Origin of the sequence: Catenulispora acidiphila DSM 44928 (assembly GCF_000024025.1) — a bacterium.
Classification (GTDB): Bacteria; Actinomycetota; Actinomycetes; order Streptomycetales; family Catenulisporaceae; genus Catenulispora; species Catenulispora acidiphila.
The window spans coordinates 3,912,611-3,930,250 of the sequence record NC_013131.1 but is presented as its reverse complement, the minus strand read 5'-3'; the positions used below and the strand labels follow the sequence as shown (position 1 = coordinate 3,930,250).

Sequence of the window (17,640 nt, the reverse complement as noted above, 5' to 3'; positions counted from 1 at the left end):
GGGTTCGAACAGCGTCTTGATAGGGGGACACGGGGGATGGCACGTCCAACGGGGTGGGATGTTCTGGGGTTGGATGGGGATCCGACACCTGGTGTGGTGGAATCGGTGCAGGCGTTGGCGAAGGAGTTCGGGGACTTCGCCCACGATGTGGAAGCGGCGTATCACAGCCTGAACTCGTTCGGTTCGGATGCGACGGCGCTGACGTGGGTGGGTCAGACTGCTGATGCGTTCAAGGGCAAATACGGTCCGCTGCCCGGTCGTCTACAGAAGCTGTACACCTCGTACAGCGAAGCCTCTGATGCGTTGTCGGCGTATGCGCCGCTGCTTCAGGCCGCACAGACCAAAGCCGACGCCGCCTTGCGTCAAGCTCAAGACGCGCATGCTGATCTGCAGCGTGCCACCACCAACGCCAACACCGCAGCGACGGATCTGAAGACCGCGCAGCAGAACCACGCCACAACCCCTAACCCCCAAGCGGTCACCGACGCGCAGACCGCGCATGACACCGCACAGACCAACCTGAACAACGCCAAGGCGCATATGGCGTCGTTGACCAAGCAAGCCAACGACGCCTACAACGACCGCATCAACGCCGCCAAAACCTGTGGCAGTGCCCTGCATCACGCCCAATCCGACGGCATCCACAACAAGTCCTGGTGGCAGCACGTCGGCGAGGACCTGTCCAAGTGGGGCGGCGAGATCGGCAAAATCGCCGGCGAGCTCGCCCCGATCCTGGACATCATCGCCTTGGCGACCTCCTGGATCCCCGGTGTCGACGTCGTCACGGCAGCCATCGCCGAAGCCGACAACATCATCGCCATCGCCGGCACGGCCGTCGGCGCTATCGGGGACGCCATGCAAGGGCACTGGGGCGATGCGCTGCTCGGCGCCGGCATGGTCGCCCTGACCTTCGTCGGCGGCCGAGCCCTGGGTTCGGGAGCCGAAGACCTCGAAGGCGAAGCCGGTGCCCTGGAAGGGGAAGCCGGCGCTCTCGAAGGCGAGGGCGGCGCGCTCGGCGACGCGGCGGAGGGCGGCGGAGCCGATGTACCGACTGGGGAGGGCGAATCGCCCGGCGGGGTCGGCGACGACGCGCTCGAAGGCGACGGCGTCAGCAACGCCAACACCGGCGGCGACCCCGTGGACCTGGTCTCGGGCCAGATGGTCGCGCTGGAGACGGATCTGGAACTGCCCGGCGTGCTGCCGATCGTGCTGCGCCGCGCCTACGCCTCCGGCTACCGCACCGGACGCCTGTTCGGTCCCGGCTGGTCCTCGACCCTCGACCAGCGGCTGTCGGTCAACGCCGCGGGCATCCACCTCGCCGGCGACGACGGTCAGACGTTGCACTACCCCCTGCCGGCCGGTGAGGAGGAAGTGCTTCCGTCCCGAGGCGCGCGCTGGCCGCTCATCTGGGACCGCGCCGCGGACGAGATCCGTGTCACCGATCCTCGCAGCGGCCTGATACGGCACTTCCCGGTCGTGCACTTCGGGAGCCCCGACGGCCAGATCCGCGACGTCGTCCGCATCAGCGATCGCAACGCCAACCGGATCGACATCGTGCGCGACCCGGAAGGGACGCCGACCGGTGTCGAGCACAACGGCTACCGGCTCGCCATCGACGCCGTGGCGACCACGAACGGTCCGCGCGTCGCCGCGATCCGCCTCCTGGACGGCAGCGAGCAAGGCGTCGTCGTCAAGCGGTACGAGTACGACGAGCACGGTCGGCTGACCGGAGTCGTCAACTCCTCCGGGATGCCGTACACGTATCAGTGGGATGATTTCCACCGGATCACGGCGTGGGTCGATCGTTCCGGCTTCCGTTACTCCTACGAGTACGACACCAACGGCCGAGTGGTGCGCGGCGTCGGCGCAGACGGCTATCTGTCGGGCGATTTCGCCTACGATCCGGCTGCCCGAACAACGGTCTTCACGGACTCGCTCAACCGCGCCAAGACCTATCACTACGACCTGAATGGCCACCTGGATCGGGCCGTCGAGGCGTCCGGCGCCGCTCTGGTCTTCCTCGACGACGCCTACGGCCGCCGGCTGCGCGGCACCGACCGGCGCGGGATGACGACGGTCTTCGACCGCGACGCGGCCGGGAACACGATCCGCGTCCAGCGTCCGGACGGCACGACGCTCAGCGCGGAATTCAATGCCCTGAATTCCCCCACCTCGGTGGTCCAGGCCGACGGCACGTGCTGGCGGCAGGAGCACGACGCCGCCGGGAACGTCATCGTGCAGCTCGATCCGCTCGACGCGCGCACCGAGTTCGGCTACGACAGCCTGGGCGCGCTGGTGTCGATCACCGATGACGCCGGCGACCGCACCGCCTACGAGGTCGACGCGGCGGGACAGACTGTCTCGGTGACCGGGCCCGACGGCTCGGTGCACCGGATCGAGCGCGACGCGTTCGGCCGGGTCGTCGCCGTGACGGCGCCGGACGGCGGCGTGACGCGGTATGCATGGAGCGTCGAGGGCGGGCTGCGCTCCCGTGTCAGGCCCGACGGTTCGCGGGAGGCGTGGGAGACCGACGCCGACGGGAACCTCGTGGCGTATACCGACCAGCTCGGCGCCGTCACGCGCTACGAAGTCGGTCCGTTCGGCAAGGTGGCGGCGCGGATCGAGGCCGACGCCACCCGGTTCGAGTACCGGTACGACACCGAGATGCAGGTGGTGTCGGTCACCGGTCCCGGGCAGGTCCAGTGGTCCTACACCTACGACCAGAGCGGGAATCTGGTCCAGGAGACGGATTACAACGACCGCAGCCTCGCCTACTCCTATGACGCGGACGGCTGGCTCGCCGAGTCCGTCGACGCGCTCGGTCAGCGGATGGTCTTCCAGCGCGACCCGTTGGGCCGGGTCGTCGGGCGGCAGACCGTGGACGCCGAATACACCTACGGCTACGACGCGAACGGCCGGATGCTGTCCGCCTCCGGCGCCGGTTCGCGGCTCGAATTCGCCTACGACGCCGTCGGCAGGGTGGTGGCGGAGACGATCGACGGCCGTACGACACGCTCCGGATACGACGCCCTGGGACGGCGCGTCGCCCGCGTCACTCCGGCCGGCGCCGAGTCGTCGTGGCGGTACGACGCCACGGGTCGCGCCGTGGTCTTCGCCGCGGGTGACGTCGAGCAGCACATCGGGTACGACCTCGGCGGTCGGGAAGTCAGCCGGGCGCTGGGGATCGGGGGCGCGGTGTTGTCCCGCGCCTTCGACGCCGCCGGTCGGATCGCCACGGAGCGGATCGCCACCGAACGGATCGCCACCGAACGGATCGATCCTTCTCTGAGCCGCTCCTACGCCTATCACGCCGACGGCGTCCCGGCCGCGGTGACCGATTCCCTGCGCGGGACGCAGGAGTACATCGCCGACCCGCGAGGAAGGATCTCCGAGGTCCGGGGTCCGCACGGCGGCGGCGAGTCGTACTCCTACGACGGATTCGGCAACATCGTGCAGGCCGCCAGTGCGCTGTCGACCGACAGCATCGGCGGTCGCGACGTACGCGGCACGCGTGTGCTTCGCGCGGGGCACGTCCACTACGACTACGACGCGGCCGGGCGGGTCGTCCGGATCCGCAAGCAGACGCTGTCCGGCCAGGTCCGCATCCAGACCTTCGCCTGGGACGCCGACGGCCGGCTCAAGCAAGCCGTCCTGCCCGACGGCTCGGCGTGGCACTACCGCTACGATCCGCTCGGCCGGCGCCTCGCCAAGCAGCACGTCCTGGCCGACGGCACCGAGGCCGAGCGTGTCGAGTTCGCCTGGGACGGACCGCGCCTGATCGAGCAGCACAGCCTCGACGCCGCGGGCCGGACGACCACGGTGACGTGGGACTACGACCCGGACACCGGACTGCCGGTGGCGCAGCGGCGGCGGTCGTGGGCGGCGGAGGCCGCGCAGGAGCGGGTCGATGAGATGTTCCACGCGATCGTCACCAACTTGGTCGGCATGCCCACCGAGCTCGTCACCCCCGACGGCCGGGTCGCGTGGTATCAGAACACCGATTTGTACGGGCAGTCCGTCGCCGTGGCGACCGGCGGCGACCCAGACCTCGAATGCCCGCTGCGCTTCGCCGGGCAGTACTTCGACGCCGAGACCGGCCTGCACTACAACGTGCAGCGGTACTACGACCCGGCGATCGCGGCGTATCTGACCCCTGACCCGCTGGGCTTGGCGCCGGCGCTCAACGACCACGCCTACGTCCCGAACCCGCTGACCATGGTCGACCCGCTCGGTCTGGCCTCCGGCGCGCGCGTCCCGTCGCCGCCGTTCTCCGCCGGCGGGTACAGCACGCCCGGCAACAACCAGGAACTCAACGTCGACGACATGCTCAAGGCCGGCGAGGACTGGCTCGGCCCGGGCTACGGCGAGCCGAAGGCGGGCAGCGGACGCTTCGTGTCGTCGGACGGCAGCCGCGTCTTCCGCATGGGCGACAGCGATATCCTCGGCAAACACGGCGGCGGCCCGCACTGCAACTTCGAATACATGGAACCGGACCCCAAGACCGGCAGGATGTCGGTCACCCAGAACGACCACGTCTACTTCACAAACGGATGCATCCAATGACAGAGCCAGAGCGGCAACTGACGGTCCCGGACTACGAGCCAGGCGGGGCACTGCGCTTCGCTTGGGCGGAGGGGTTCCGCATCGAGGTCGACGCCTCGGACGGCGAGGTCGTCATCCGCGCCAACAGCGCCGGCCTGGTGTCCCTGGCCCAGCACTGCCTGACGCTGGCCCAGGCGGCGGTACCGGCGGGCAGCCACCTGCACCTGACGGACTCGGTCGAGCTGGAGCCGGGCTCCGGCGATCTGATCATCGAGCGGGCGTCCGAGCAGGATTGATCGCGGGGTCGGGCGCGCACAGTGCGCACGGTGAACGGCGAACGGGCGGCGCCGGGTGTCGGAGCTAGTGCGGCACCAGCGCGTCCGTTACCGTGAAAATCCAGGCCGCCCGGGCGGCGTCGCGTGCTTGTCGGCACATCTCGGCACATCTGGAGGGCCTGTCGGATGCGGACGCTCGACTGGGAAGACGGCGCGCTGGTCACGATCGATCAGTGCGCGCTGCCCCACCGCGAAGACATCTTGCGCCTGCGCACCGTCGATGAGGTGGTCGAGGCGATCAAGCGGCTGGCGATCCGCGGCGCGCCCGCTTTGGGCGTCGCCGGGGCGTTCGGCGTGGCGATCGCGGCGCGCACGCATGACGCCGACGGCCGGGTCGACGAGGCCGCCGTACGCGCGGAGGCCGAGCGCCTCGCCTCGGCCCGCCCCACCGCCGTCAACCTCAGGTGGGGCGTCGATCAGGCGCTCGCCGCGCTGAGCGACGGCCCGGACGCCGTGCTCGCCGCGGCGCTGCGGGTGATGGACGAGGACGACCGGATGAACCATCAGGCCACTGTCAACGCCGCCGATGTGATCGTCGGGCTGTGTCCGGACCGCCCCCTGCGCCTGCTCACACACTGCAATGCCGGCGCGCTGGCGACCGCCGGGCTGCGCGGGACGGCGTTGGGCGCGGTGTTCGAACTCGCCGAGCGGAAGCTGGTCGAGTTCGTGATCGTGGACGAGACGCGGCCGCTGTTGCAGGGCGCCCGGTTGACGAGTTGGGAACTGGGGAAGGCCGGCATTCCGCACCGGCTGTGCGTGGACTCGGCGGCGGCGTCGCTGATGGGACGCGGGCTGGTCGACTGCGTGGTGGTCGGCGCGGACCGGATCACCGCGAACGGCGACGTCGCGAACAAGATCGGCACGTATGGCTTGGCGGTGAGCGCCGCGTACCACGGCATCCCGATCGTGGTCGTCGCGCCGGAGTCCACGGTGGACGAGAGCATGGGAGACGGGAAGCTGATCGAGGTCGAGGAGCGCGACGCCGACGAGGTGCGGCGGGTGCTGGGGATGCCGGTCGCGCCGGAGGCGACAGAGGCGTTCAATCCGGCGTTCGATGTGACGCCCGCAGAGCTGATCACGGCTGTGGTGACCGAGGCCAGAGTCATGCGGCCGCAAGGGGCGGTGGCGGGTCGCGCCCGATGAGGAACCGCTGGGATGAGAACGAGGCTCCGGCTGATGGAGACCTCTTAGATCAGTGTGTTTATGTCAGCCGTCTGTTGGGCGCCGACCCGGACTTGGTGCTGCACGGTGGCGGGAACACTTCGGTCAAGACGGTCTCGCGGGACGCTTTGGGCCGGGATGTCGACTCGCTTCAGGTGAAGGGGAGCGGGTGGGACCTGGCGACCATCCAGCGTCCTGGGTTCGCGCCGCTTCGGCTGGCGCGGCTGCGCGAGATTCTTGAGGCCGAGTCGCTGTCCGATAGCGCCATGATGAACGAGCTGCGGTGTGCGTTGCTGGACGCGAGCGCGCCGGATCCGTCGGTGGAGACGCTGTTGCATGCGCTCATCCCGGACACGTTCGTGCTGCACACTCACGCTGACGCGGTCCTCACGCTCACGAATCTCGACGATGGCGAGGCGCGCATTCGCGAGGCGTTGGGCGAGGACCACATCGCAGTGCCCTACGTCATGCCGGGGTTCGATCTGGCGAAGTACTGTCGCGATCAGCTTCGTGGTCGCGGTGATGCGTTGCCGCAGACGATGATTCTGTTGCGGCACGGCGTTTTCACGTACGGAGAGTCGGCGCGCGCTGCCTACGATCGGATGATCGAGGTCGTGGGGCGGGCTGAGCAGTACATCGCCGAGCGTACGCGGGCAGCGAGGTCGACGCCGACGCCGACGATGCAGGCTTCGCCTTCGGAGACTACTGCGCCGGACATCCTTGACGTGGCATCGCTGCGGCAGGCGGTTTCGCGGGTGGCGGGCGTGCCGATGATCGCCACGCGTTCGGCGGATGCGGCTAGTGCGGAGTTCTGCTATCGCCCGGATCTGGCGACCGTGTCTCAGCAGGGCCCTGCGACGCCGGACCACGTCATCCGCACCAAGCGCTTGCCGATGACCGGGCGCGATGTGGATGCGTACGCGAAGGAGTACGTCGCTTATTACGAGTCCCAGGAGTCGCCTGACGCCGATCCGCCGACGACGATGGTCGATCCGGCGCCGCGCATCGCGCTAGACCGCGATCTCGGGCTGGTCGCGTTCGGCCGGCGTCCGAAGGACGCGGGTATCGCCGCTGACATCTACCGGCACACAATCGGCATCGTCGAGCGCGCGGAGGAGTTGGGCGGGTATCGCGCGCTGTCTGCGGCGGACGTGTTCTCCGTCGAGTACTGGGAGCTCGAGCAGGCGAAGCTGCGGCGCGCCGGTGGCACGCCGGAGTTCGCCGGCGAGGTGGCGCTGGTGACCGGCGCGGCTTCGGGGATCGGGCGGGCGTGCGTGAAGGCGCTCGTGGCGCGGGGCGCTGCCGTCGTCGGGTTGGATGTCGAGGACGCGGTGACGTCGATCGCGCCGGCGCCGGATTACCTCGGCGTCGTCACGGACGTCACCGACTCCGGCGCCGTCAAGGACGCGATCGCTCAGGCTGTGGACCGCTTCGGCGGGATCGACATGCTGATCGCCTCCGCTGGCGTCTTCGGTCCCAGCCGGGCGATGAGCGATTTCGATCCGCAGCAGTGGCACGGCACGTTGTCGGTGAACACCGAGGCGTTTGCCGCTTTGCTGTCACAGGTTCACGGCTTGCTCAAGCTCGCTCCTCGGTACGGACGTGTCGTGCTCATAGGGTCGAAGAACACTGCGGCGCCTGGTCCTGGAGCCGCCGCCTACTCGGCATCGAAGGCTGCTGCGACGCAACTCGCGCGCGTGGCGGCTCTGGAATGGGCTGGCGACGGCATCCGGGTCAACGTCGTGCATCCCGACGCCGTTTTCGACACCGGCTTGTGGACGCCGGAGATCATCGAGGCCCGCGCCGCGCACTACGGCATGACCGTGGAGCAGTACAAGCGACGCAACCTGCTGCGCACGGAAGTGACGAGCGAGGTGGTCGGCGCCGTGGTCGCAGACGTCTGCGGTCCGTCGTTCCGGGCGACGACCGGCGCGCAGATCCCCGTCGACGGCGGGAGCGACCGGATCATCTGAAGGCCCGCTGCGGCCGGGCTCGCTGGGTGAGCGCGCCGGCCGCAGCGGGTCAGGATGCTGACTCAGGTGCTCACCTGCTCAGCCTTGGGTGAGCTTGCCGACGGCGTAGAGCTCGTCCACGTCGCCGGTGCTGAAGAAGCTCCACGGGACGGTCACGTAGCCGTCGGCCGCCCAGCTGGAGCCCCAGCTGTTCTCGATGGTGACGCCCTGGTCGGTGTAGGCGATCACCGCCACCTCGTGGCCGCCGACGACGGGGTCGCTGCTGTCGTCGCCGGGCTGGTAGCTGTAGTTCGAGGCGTCCTGGGCGCTGAGGTCCATGAAACTCTGGCGGACGTTGAAGCCCACCGACACCGGCAGGCCCTGAGATATCGCGGACTTGATGGCGTCCTCAGACCCGCCGCCGACCGGCAGCGTCTGGTAGCCGGAGAGCTTGTAGTGCGCGGCGTTCGCGCGCTCGTTGGCGTCCGGCTGGGTGGTGTAGTCGAAGCTGCCCTGGTAGTAGTCGGAGTTGGTGTCGATGCCCTGGTCCTGCTCCATGCCCAGGGCGACGTCCCCGTTGGTGCCCTCATCGTTGCCCTGCGCGATCTGAGCGTAGATGTACATCGGCGCCATCGGGTCCCCCGAGATCCCCTGCTCGTTCATCAGGATCCCGTAGGCGCTGTACCCGGTGGCCCACGTCACGCAGGACCCGACCTGCCCCTGGTCCCCCGGCGACAGCGCGTACTGCTGCAGACTGGCGCTGTCCGGCACATCGGCCCGCAGGCCATCGGCCGTCCGCAGACCCCGCAACTGCACGAGCTGAGCGGAGTGCCCCGACTGCGCGGCCATCCCCGCGCGCTCAGCAGCCCGCGCCTGGGCGATGTTCAAGCCGGTGGCGAAGTGCCGGTGGTGCGTCGCGCCCGACTGCTCGGCGGAGGCGGAGGCGGGCGCGGCCGCAACGCCGGTGAGCGCGGCAGCGGTGGCGAACGCCGCGGCGATCCCGACGGTCTTTCCGTGGTGCATGACGACTCCTTGCGATACGAGACGGTGGCATGACTCAAGTACGCCGGAATCGGCAGCGTGGCCCGCAGATCCCACACCACACCAACAGAACACTGATCAACCCTTGACACACGAACCCCAACAAGGCGCACGCCAAAAAGACCAGCGAAAAGAAGGCGATGACGGAGCGCCAAACGGCGCGACCCCAGAACCCCCGAATCCCAGCGGCGGCCGGCTGCGGTCCGGCCCGCGACTGCGGGGGGCATGTACTACCAAGGAACGTAGCAAGCCCCTGTCACCCATTCAATAAGAGCCCGCCACGCGCTGTGGCAAAACTTTCGCAAAGGGCCCATAGGGTGCGACGAGTGTCGGGGCGGAGAGGGGCAAGGGTGACCCTAGGTTCAGCCAAGTAGCCGGACGATCAAGCAGCGGACGCTAGTCTCTGCGGGTGTCCACCAAGCGAGCACGTTTTCGAATGCCTCTTGCGGTTGCCGTCGTTGCCTTGGCGATGAGTGTTGCGGCCTGCGGTTCTGGGTCGTCTGACGATGCGCGGGGTGGGGTGGCGGCGAGTTCGGCGGCGGGTGGTGCTTCGTCGGGTGCTTCGTCGAGTGCGGCGTCGTCTTCCTCGGCGGCGGCGTCGACGAGTGCTGCGGGTAAGGGGACTTCGTCATCGTCGGCGCCGTCATCGTCGGCGTCTTCGTCCGCGTCGGCATCTTCGCCGCCGTCGGTGGCGTCGTTCGGGAATCCGAATGGGCATGCGGCGGTTCCGGCGGCGGGGCGGGCGGTTGATGTGTCGCGTCCCACGACTGTTGTCGGTGATGGGAGCGTGGGGAGTTGTACGTCGGCTGCTGTGGTGGCGGCGGTTGCCAAGGGTGGGGTGATCACCTTTTCGTGTGGGTCGGCGCCGGTGGTGATCACGATGGCGGCTACGGCGAAGGTGGTCAACAGTGCGGCGCGGGTGGTGATTGATGGCGGGGGCAAGGTGACGCTGAGTGGGGGCGGGCAGCGGCGGATCTTGTACATGAACACTTGTGACAAGGCGCAGACGTGGACGACGTCGCATTGTCAGAACCAGTCGCAGCCTCAGCTGACGTTGCAGAACATCACGTTCGCCGATGGGAACTCGACTGGGCAGCAGGCGTTCGGGGGCGGGGGCGGGGCGGTGTTCGCCAGCGGGGGGAGGCTGGCGATCGTCAATGCTCGCTTCGTCGGCAATCGGTGTGACTCGACCGGGCCGGACCTGGGTGGGGCGGCGGTGCGGGCGTTGCAGCAGTGGCAGAATCAGCCGGTCTACGTCGTCGGGAGCACCTTCGGCGGGAGTCCGGGGCTGGGCGGGGTGTGCTCGAACGGCGGCGCGCTGAGCAGTATCGGCGTGTCCTGGGACGTCATCAACTGCGTCATGTCCTACAACAAGGCGATCGGCAACGGCGCGAACCCGGCGTCGGCCGGCACGCCCGGTGGCGGCAGCGGCGGCGCCATCTACACCGACGGCGACGCCTACACCGTGACGCTCGCCGGCACCCGCATCGAGCACAACGACGCCAACGAAGGCGGCGGCGCGGTGTTCTACGTCAGCAACAACCGGACCGGGACGTTGACCATCCGCGACTCCGCCCTGACGGCCAACGTCAGCGCGAAGTTCTCCACCGCGGGCTATCCCGGCATCTTCTTCCTGGGAGCCGGTCACCCGGTGGTCAGCGGATCGACGCTCAAATAGGCTTAAATAGGGCGGACGTGACGCCTAGGCGGCGGCTTGCACCAACGTGGATCGGCTGAGGATCACGATCCCCGCGACCGCGAGCGCTCCCGCCGCGACCTGACCGGCCAGCGCCCACGACGTGGCCAGCGGCTCCTGGAAGACGACCGCGCCCATCAACACCGAGCCGACCGGCTCCACGGTGTCGATGACGGGCAGGCTGATCGCCAGCGAACCGGCCTGGTAGGAGCTCTGGACCAGCAGCAGCCCGGAGCCGCCGACGGCGATCAGCGCATAGGGCTCCCAGTGCCCCAGCGCCGCCAGACCGTCGTTGCGGAACAGATCCGCCGCGCTCTTGGTCAGGGCGTCGAGGAGCGCCAGGAGCAATCCGGCGGCCGCAGCATAGAGACCGGTCCGGATGTTGCCCGACACCCTGATCCCGATCGCCAGCAATACACCCGCGAGCACCACGACGACCGCCAACAGCGGAATCCAGTCCGCCAGCCCCGGCGTCGCCATCCCGGACACCGAAGGCAGCGCCACCAAGAAGGCCGCCATCCCGCCGGCGGTGCATGCCGCCCCGGCCACCTCCGCACGCGTGAGCCGCCGACCGCCACGCCACGCGAGCAACGGCAGCGCGAACACCAGATCGGTCGACGCCAAGGGCATGACGAGCACCAGAGGTCCGAACGCGAGCGCCACGCCTTGAATCACATAGGAAGCGACATCCAGCACCGCACCCGCGACCCACGCCGGACGCCGCACCAGCGACACGAACAAGCTCGGGTGCAGCGACTTCGACTCGGGCACCGACGCGGCAGCAGCCTGCTGAAGCACAGCGGCGACAGCGAAGGCCATGGCCGCCAGAAGCGCCGCGGTCACTGCCAACGCAATGGACATATGTCATAGCATGACGGGTGAGCGCCTGAGCCGACCGCAGGACACGCCCTGATGCGGTGCCCAGCGGACTGCAGGACACGCCCTGATGCAGTGCCCTGCCGACCGGCACGCCCTGATGCAGTGCCCAGCCGACTGCAGGACACGCCCTGATGCGATGCCGTGCCGACCGCCGCACCCTGATGCAGTGCCCAGCCGACCGCAGGACACGCCCTGATGCAGTGCCCTGTCGCCCGCCACGCCTTGCCGCCTGCCGACTCCGCCGCGCCGGTCGCCTCGGCCAGGTCGGCCTGGTCGGTCAGGTCTGTCGCGGCTGCCGAGGCTGCCGGGGCGCTCTCAGCGCAGCCCGACCTCAGCCCATCCCGCCGATCAGCGCCGCGGCCACCGGGGACAGGTCCGGGAGGGGGGCAAGTTCGTTGTTCGCGAACAGGGACAGCGTCACGTTGCCGTGGCGGACCACGAGGTTCTCCGCGTCGACGTAGGGTCCGTCGGGGGTGATTTTGACCAGGAGGGCTTCGTCGCCGAGGTTGCTGACGGGGGTCGCTGCGACGTCCACGTGTACTGCGCCGGTGTTCAGCATGGCGGTGAAGCCGTTGCAGGTTGAGGCGAGGTTCTGGCGGACTTGGGCGAGGGACTTGGCGGCGTCGCCGGGTGCGTAGGCGTAGATGATCAGGCTGGCGGAGGTGGTGGTGGAGGTCAGGCCTTCGGAGGCGTTGGCCACGCTCAGGCCTTCGGCGAGGTCGAGGGTGGGGCTTTGTTTGACCAGGTAGGTGCAGTCGTCGCCGTCGATCAGGGAGGGTGCCGGTGGCTTCGGGGTGGGTCCGCTGTCGAGCTCGCGCGCGGTTGCGGCCGTCCATCCCGGCGGGAGTGTGGGTCCCAGGCTGAGCAGGGCTTCGGTGCCCGAGACCGGGAGCAGGGTCTTGAGATAGGCGCCGGAGGTCTGCGACAGCGATGCCGAGGTGCTGGGCACGCTGGTCGGTGGCGCCGTGGGTACGGAGGCGGACGTGGACGCTGCGGATTCCGTCGTGCTCGGCGGATTGGTCGGCGTGTTGGTCGATGCCGGCGGGGTCGTCGGGGCGCTCGAGGAGGTGTCGTTCGCGGTCGTCGCCGCGGCTGCCGAAGCCTTGCCGGAGCCTCCGCTCGAGCACGCTGTCACGGCCACTACCAGCGTCGTCGCCACCGTGCAGCCCATCGCGATCCGACCGCCGCGTGCCCACTTCCCGTGCCGCATCCCCGCCCCTGTTCCGTCGTCGTCACCAGCACCGCGCATGTGGAAGAGACAGTTCAGCACCGGCGGCGCCCGGCCATCTACGGTGGAACCACTGAGATCCACTCGGCTTTCCACCGACGGTGTTCGGTCCGGCGGCGGCCCCAGGCGGACGGCTCCGAGTGGCCGCGCCGATCGGGCATATTCGAACCCTGGCGCCCTGGCTACTGTGAATCACCGCTCGGCGGCCTGCTCTCGCCGCTGACAGCCGAGATCGGAGTACGCCAGTGCAGGATGTCGCGACCTCTTCCAGGACCGCCGAGACCACCGCCACAGCCACCGCGCCGACAAGCCGCGCCGAATGCGCCGCCCTCGACGCCGCGGACCCCCTCGCCGCGCTCCGCGACGAGTTCGTCCTGCCGGAAGGCGTCGTCTACTTCGACGGCAACTCCCTCGGCGCACTCCCCCGCCGCACCATGGCCGGCGTCACGCGGATGATCGAGCAGGAGTGGGGACAGGGCCTGATCCGCAGCTGGAACGGCGCGGACTGGTACCCGATGCCGCACACCATCGGCGAGCGCGTGGCGCCGCTCATCGGCGCCGCCGCCGGGCAGACCGTGATCTGCGACTCGGTGTCCGTCAACATCTTCAAGGTGCTGATCAGCGCCCTGCGAATGCGGCCGACCCGCGGGACCCTGGTGTCCGAGCTCGACATCTTCCCGACCGATCTCTACATCACCGAGGGCGTGCGCCGGCTGGTCCCCGACAGCCAGATGCGGCTGATCGGGCGGGACGGCCCGGACCTGGAGTCCGTCCTGGGCCCGGACACCGCCGCCGTGCTGCTCTCGCATGTCGACTACCGCACCGGACGCCTGCACGACATGGCCGCCGTCACCGACCTCGTGCACCGGCACGGCGCCCTGATGATCTGGGACCTGTGCCACTCGGCCGGCGCGATGCCGATCGAGCTCGACGCGTGCGGCGTGGACTTCGCCGTCGGCTGCACGTACAAGTATCTGAACGCCGGACCCGGCGCCCCGGCGTTTCTCTACGCCGCCGAGCGGCATCAGGACTCTGTCGACCAACCGCTGCTCGGCTGGTCGGGGCACGCCGATCCCTTCGCCTTCGAGCCCGGATACACCCCGGTGCCCGGCGTGGGCCGCTTCCTGGCCGGAACCCCGCCGATGCTCAGCTTCGCCGGGCTCCTGGCCGCCCTCGAAGTGTTCGAGGACGTCGACCTGCACCAGGTGCGCGCCAAGAGCCTCGCGCTGGCCGAGTTGGTCATCGCGCGCGGCGACGAACTGGGTCTGGACCTGGCGACGCCGCGCGAGCCCGAGCGGCGCGGCAGCCATGTCACCTTCCGGCACGAGCACGGCTACCAGATCGTGCAGGCGCTGATCGAGCAGGGCATCATCGGGGACTTCCGTGCCCCGGACCACATGCGCTTCGGGCTCACGCCGCTCTACACGAGCTTCTCCGAAGTCTGGGACGCCATGGACGCGATGGCTGAGATCCTCGCCACAAAATCTTGGCAAGACGAGCGATTCCTGCGCCAGGGAACCGTCACCTGAACCCCGCGGCGAACGCTTCGGCGCCCCTGATCGACCGGTACCGACGGGGCGCCCAAACCGGGCTGGCCGAGCCCGGAGATCCACCGTTGACTGACAGTCCGGACCCGCCCGGCCGCTCCCGGCCCGGCATGTCTGACTCCTGATGGCCTGGCCGCGGTGGGCGGACTGTGAGCGGACTGGATGTGAATGTCGATGGACGAGCCGAGCCTGGAGCAGGATCTGGCGGCGTGGTCAGCGGACCCGGTCCCGGCGCACTTCCCGTACCTGCCGGTGGTCGGCGCCTTCCACAGAGCCGGCAAGCACTTCGTGGCCGCGAGCGTGCTCAAGCACCTCGACGTCGCCCGCGCCACCCTGTCGCAGAGCCCGTATCCGGACCCGGCGCTCGCGCGCTTCCTGGACGTCGTGCTCGACAAGTTCGACGAGCGCTATGACTACCAGACCTACCTGGCCCTGAGCCTGATCCCGATGCCCGAGAGCGGCGCGTCAGCCCTCGAAGACGCCACCAGCGGCGTCGCGCAACGGCAGCACGACCGGCTGCTGGTCCAGCTCGGCGCCGACGCGCTCGCCTTCGAACTGGCCGCTCTGGACGGACGCACCGACCTGTTCCCGCACCTGCGTCCCGATCCGCCGGTCGCAGCCAAGCGGTGCCGGCTCGGGCTGCGCTCCCTGGGACCCGCTCTGGAGCGGCTGGGCCTGGCCGAGGGCCTGGAACCGGCGCTGCGTCCAGGTTCGGAGGGCGACCCGCTCACCGCGGCGCGGCAGATCTGCGCGCGGGTCAGAGCCGACGCCTCGCCCGAGGAGCGGCGCGTCACCGATCTGTCGATCCTGCCGGTATGGACCTCCCACGACGAGTACCTGTTCCTCAGGGTCCTGCAAACCTTCGAGACCCGCTTCGCGCTGCTCGCCGTACGGTTGCAGGCCGCCCTGAACGCCCTGGCGATCGGACGCCCGCGCCTGGCCGTCGCAGAGGTCGGCAACGCCCAGGCGGGACTGGAGGAATCCTTCCGGCTCTTCTCGCTCCTGGCGACCATGCAGATCGAGTCGTTCCAAGAGTTCCGACAGTACACCGAGGGCGCCAGCGCCATCCAGTCGCGCAACTACAAGCTCGTCGAATCGCTGTGCCGCGTCCCGGACGGAGACCGCCTGGACTCCCCCGCGTACCGTTCGGTGCCCGAGCTGCGCGAACGGGTCCTGCAAGACCCGCCGAACCTGGACGACGCGGTCTGGCTCGGCAGCCAGACCGGCGCGCTCTCGAGCACCGAGCGGCGCGAAATGGCCGGCGCGCTGCAAGGCTTCGCCGCGCAGCTGCTGCAATGGCGCCAGACGCACTACCGCCTGGCGGTACGGATGCTCGGCGACCGGCCGGGCACCGGCTACACCGAGGGCACGCCCTACCTGAGGGAAGTGCGCACCATCCCGGTGTTCGCCAAGAGCACTCCGGATATCAGCGTACGTACATCAGACCCTTCTGCAGGACGAATGCCACCGCGACCGTCCGGTTCGGGCAGTTGAGTTTGGCCAGCACCGCGCCGACGTGCCGTTTGACGCCGTGCTCGGACATGCTCAGCCGGCGCGCGATCTCCTTGTTGCTCAAGCCCTCGACCAGGAGTTCCAGCACTTCCAGCTCACGTGGGGTGAGCAGGAACTGCCGCCGGATCGGCTCGGATTCCACCGAGCGCAGGCGGGAGAGCAGTCCGCGCGCCAGCGAGGCCGGGACCGGCGCCTCGCCGTGGTCGACGCGGACCAGGGTGTCGGCCAGGGAGGCCGCGGTCAGCTCCGATTCGAGCAGGTAGCCGTCCGCGGGCATGGCCACGGCTTGCGCGACCACCTCGTTGGGCGGCAGGTCGTAGTCGCGCAGCACCACCAGGGTGCGCGCCTTGTTCCTGGAGGCGCCCGCGGCCAGGGCCTCGAAGTCGCCGTGCGGCATGGGCGGGGCGGTCACCACGATGCCGATGCGGTGGCCCTCCACCAGCGTCACCGCCTGCCGCGCGTCCGCGCACTCCTGGACTTGCGCCACGCCGGGCAGCCGGCCGAGCATCGCGGACAGCCCTGACCGCATCAGCTCAGTGCCCGCCGTGATCAGCACCCGCAAGGCGTGTCCCGGAAGCGGCGTGGGGGGTGTGAGAACGGCCCGATGTCGATCATGACGGGCTCCTTACCGGAATTCTGCATCGAGGCGGCCCATCCCTTGTGGAGCGGTGTGGCGGGCGGCCGGGCCCGTACGGTGCGCCGTGCGAGCACCGCGGCGGGGGCGAGGGCTCGGTCACGCGCCGTGAACGCGAACCATTGTTCCCCCCTCTCCCCCGCTTTGTCAGCACTCGACGACACAACTGGAGGGAAAACGCGGACCCGCTGGGGGCACTGATCGGGGTACCCGTTCGGGGCACCGTTGTGGGGAGCCGCTTGGGGATGTTCCCCCTTGCTGATCACTTCGTAGGATGCGGAAACCGCAGGCCAAGCGACGAAGGGGAGGGGGCGGGCATGCCGGTGCACTCCACTGCGACCGAATCCGGGCCGGACACTCCGGCCCGACCGGTCTCGGCGCTGAGCTACAACGAGCTGAACCAGATCGACCACCTGCTCACGCTCCAGCAGCCGATCCCCGGGGCGCCCGACGCGCTGTTCTTCGTCGCCGCGCACCAGATCACAGAGCTCTGGTTCAAGGTGATCCTGCACGAGCTGGACGCCGCGCGCCTGGCGATGGACGGCAACGCCCTGCAGGAGGCACGCCGCCGGCTGGCCCGCGTCGTGCGCGGCGAGGAGGTGCTGGTCGCCCATCTGCGTGCGGTCGGCACCATCACCCCCGGCGACTTCGCGATCCTGCGTACCCATCTGGGTACCTCCAGCGCGTACGAATCCGTGCAGTTCCGCGAGATCGAGTTCGTCTCCGGACGTAAGGACCCCCGCTTCCTGAACAGTCCCCGGGTCACCGACGCCGAGCGCGTCCGGCTGACCGCCCGGCTGCGCGAGCCCTCGCTCGTCGACGCCTTCGAGGAGCTGCTGGACCGGCGCGGCCAGCCCGACCTCGGCGAGGTGATCGCCGGACGCGCCGATCCCGAACTCGGCGCGCTGATCGAGGCGCTGCTGGAGCACGACGAGGGCTTCGCCCGCTGGCGGCACGGCCACGCCCTGATGACCGAGCGGATCATCGGCTACCAGGCCGGCACCGGCGGGACCGGAGGCGTGGACTACCTGCGCTCCACCGTCGGCCACCGCTTCTTCCCGCAGTTGTGGGAGGCGCGTTCCGCGCTGCCCTCATATGAACCCTGACACACGA

13 protein-coding genes are annotated in these 17,640 nt (G+C 69.4%); 8 read left to right on the top strand and 5 right to left on the bottom strand.

From position 1 onward, the window contains the following. The first annotated feature begins 36 nt into the window (after positions 1–36). The 4 genes from CACI_RS17490 (at position 37) to CACI_RS17475 (ending at position 8,011) form a co-directional block, all read left to right on the top strand. Entirely contained in the window at positions 37–4,563 is a 4,527-nt protein-coding gene (locus tag CACI_RS17490; RefSeq protein ID WP_015792154.1) for an RHS repeat-associated core domain-containing protein, read from the top strand. Then, positions 4,560–4,838 (top strand): Imm32 family immunity protein, encoded by a 279-nt coding sequence (locus CACI_RS17485; protein WP_015792153.1) that lies wholly within the window; start codon positions 4,560–4,562, stop codon positions 4,836–4,838. Before CACI_RS17490 ends, CACI_RS17485 begins: the two co-directional genes overlap by 4 nt. Before the next feature lie 165 nt (positions 4,839–5,003). Beyond that, positions 5,004–6,020: an S-methyl-5-thioribose-1-phosphate isomerase gene (mtnA, locus tag CACI_RS17480; protein ID WP_015792152.1), complete on the top strand. Its 1,017-nt coding sequence runs from the start codon at positions 5,004–5,006 to the stop codon at positions 6,018–6,020. Continuing rightward, on the top strand, positions 6,017–8,011 hold the full coding sequence (locus CACI_RS17475) for a bifunctional aldolase/short-chain dehydrogenase (protein WP_015792151.1): 1,995 nt from the start codon (positions 6,017–6,019) through the stop codon (positions 8,009–8,011). The genes mtnA and CACI_RS17475 overlap by 4 nt, the downstream gene beginning before the upstream one ends. A gap of 78 nt (positions 8,012–8,089) precedes the next feature. Here the strand turns inward: CACI_RS17475 and CACI_RS17470 are convergent, their stop codons facing one another. Together CACI_RS17470 and CACI_RS52455 are read right to left on the bottom strand one after the other, a co-directional pair. Beyond that, complete coding sequence (locus CACI_RS17470) at positions 8,090–9,013, bottom strand: C1 family peptidase (protein ID WP_015792150.1); 924 nt, start codon at positions 9,011–9,013, stop codon at positions 8,090–8,092. A gap of 414 nt (positions 9,014–9,427) precedes the next feature. After that, positions 9,428–10,015 carry a hypothetical protein gene (locus tag CACI_RS52455; protein WP_223297562.1) on the bottom strand — a complete coding sequence of 196 codons (588 nt, stop codon included), beginning with the start codon at positions 10,013–10,015 and terminating at the stop codon, positions 9,428–9,430. Here CACI_RS52455 and CACI_RS52450 point away from each other — a divergent pair. After that, the gene (locus CACI_RS52450) at positions 10,014–10,709 is read left to right on the top strand and encodes a hypothetical protein (protein WP_223297561.1); all 696 of its coding nucleotides are present in this window, start codon (positions 10,014–10,016) and stop codon (positions 10,707–10,709) included. The genes CACI_RS52455 and CACI_RS52450 overlap by 2 nt on opposite strands. A 24-nt stretch (positions 10,710–10,733) precedes the next feature. On the opposite strand, the gene CACI_RS17460 is transcribed toward CACI_RS52450, so the two are convergent. Both CACI_RS17460 and CACI_RS17455 read right to left on the bottom strand, forming a co-directional pair. Next, positions 10,734–11,588: a DMT family transporter gene (locus CACI_RS17460; protein WP_015792148.1), complete on the bottom strand. Its 855-nt coding sequence runs from the start codon at positions 11,586–11,588 to the stop codon at positions 10,734–10,736. A gap of 349 nt (positions 11,589–11,937) precedes the next feature. After that, positions 11,938–12,816, bottom strand: coding sequence for a hypothetical protein (locus CACI_RS17455; protein WP_041540301.1), 879 nt, complete (start codon positions 12,814–12,816; stop codon positions 11,938–11,940). A 263-nt stretch (positions 12,817–13,079) separates the two neighbouring features. Between CACI_RS17455 and kynU the strand changes: the two genes are divergently transcribed. Beyond that, positions 13,080–14,363, top strand: coding sequence for a kynureninase (gene kynU, locus CACI_RS17450; RefSeq protein ID WP_015792146.1), 1,284 nt, complete (start codon positions 13,080–13,082; stop codon positions 14,361–14,363). Positions 14,364–14,555: 192 nt separating this feature from the next. Continuing rightward, positions 14,556–15,875: a tryptophan 2,3-dioxygenase gene (locus tag CACI_RS17445; protein ID WP_049872030.1), complete on the top strand. Its 1,320-nt coding sequence runs from the start codon at positions 14,556–14,558 to the stop codon at positions 15,873–15,875. Here CACI_RS17445 and CACI_RS17440 read toward each other — a convergent pair. Then, entirely contained in the window at positions 15,808–16,449 is a 642-nt protein-coding gene (locus CACI_RS17440; protein WP_015792144.1) for a LuxR C-terminal-related transcriptional regulator, read from the bottom strand. The two genes, CACI_RS17445 and CACI_RS17440, sit on opposite strands and share 68 nt — an antisense overlap. 395 nt (positions 16,450–16,844) lie before the next feature. Between CACI_RS17440 and CACI_RS17435 the strand changes: the two genes are divergently transcribed. Continuing rightward, complete coding sequence (locus CACI_RS17435; protein ID WP_015792143.1) at positions 16,845–17,633, top strand: tryptophan 2,3-dioxygenase family protein; 789 nt, start codon at positions 16,845–16,847, stop codon at positions 17,631–17,633. The last annotated feature ends 7 nt before the right edge of the window (positions 17,634–17,640 follow it).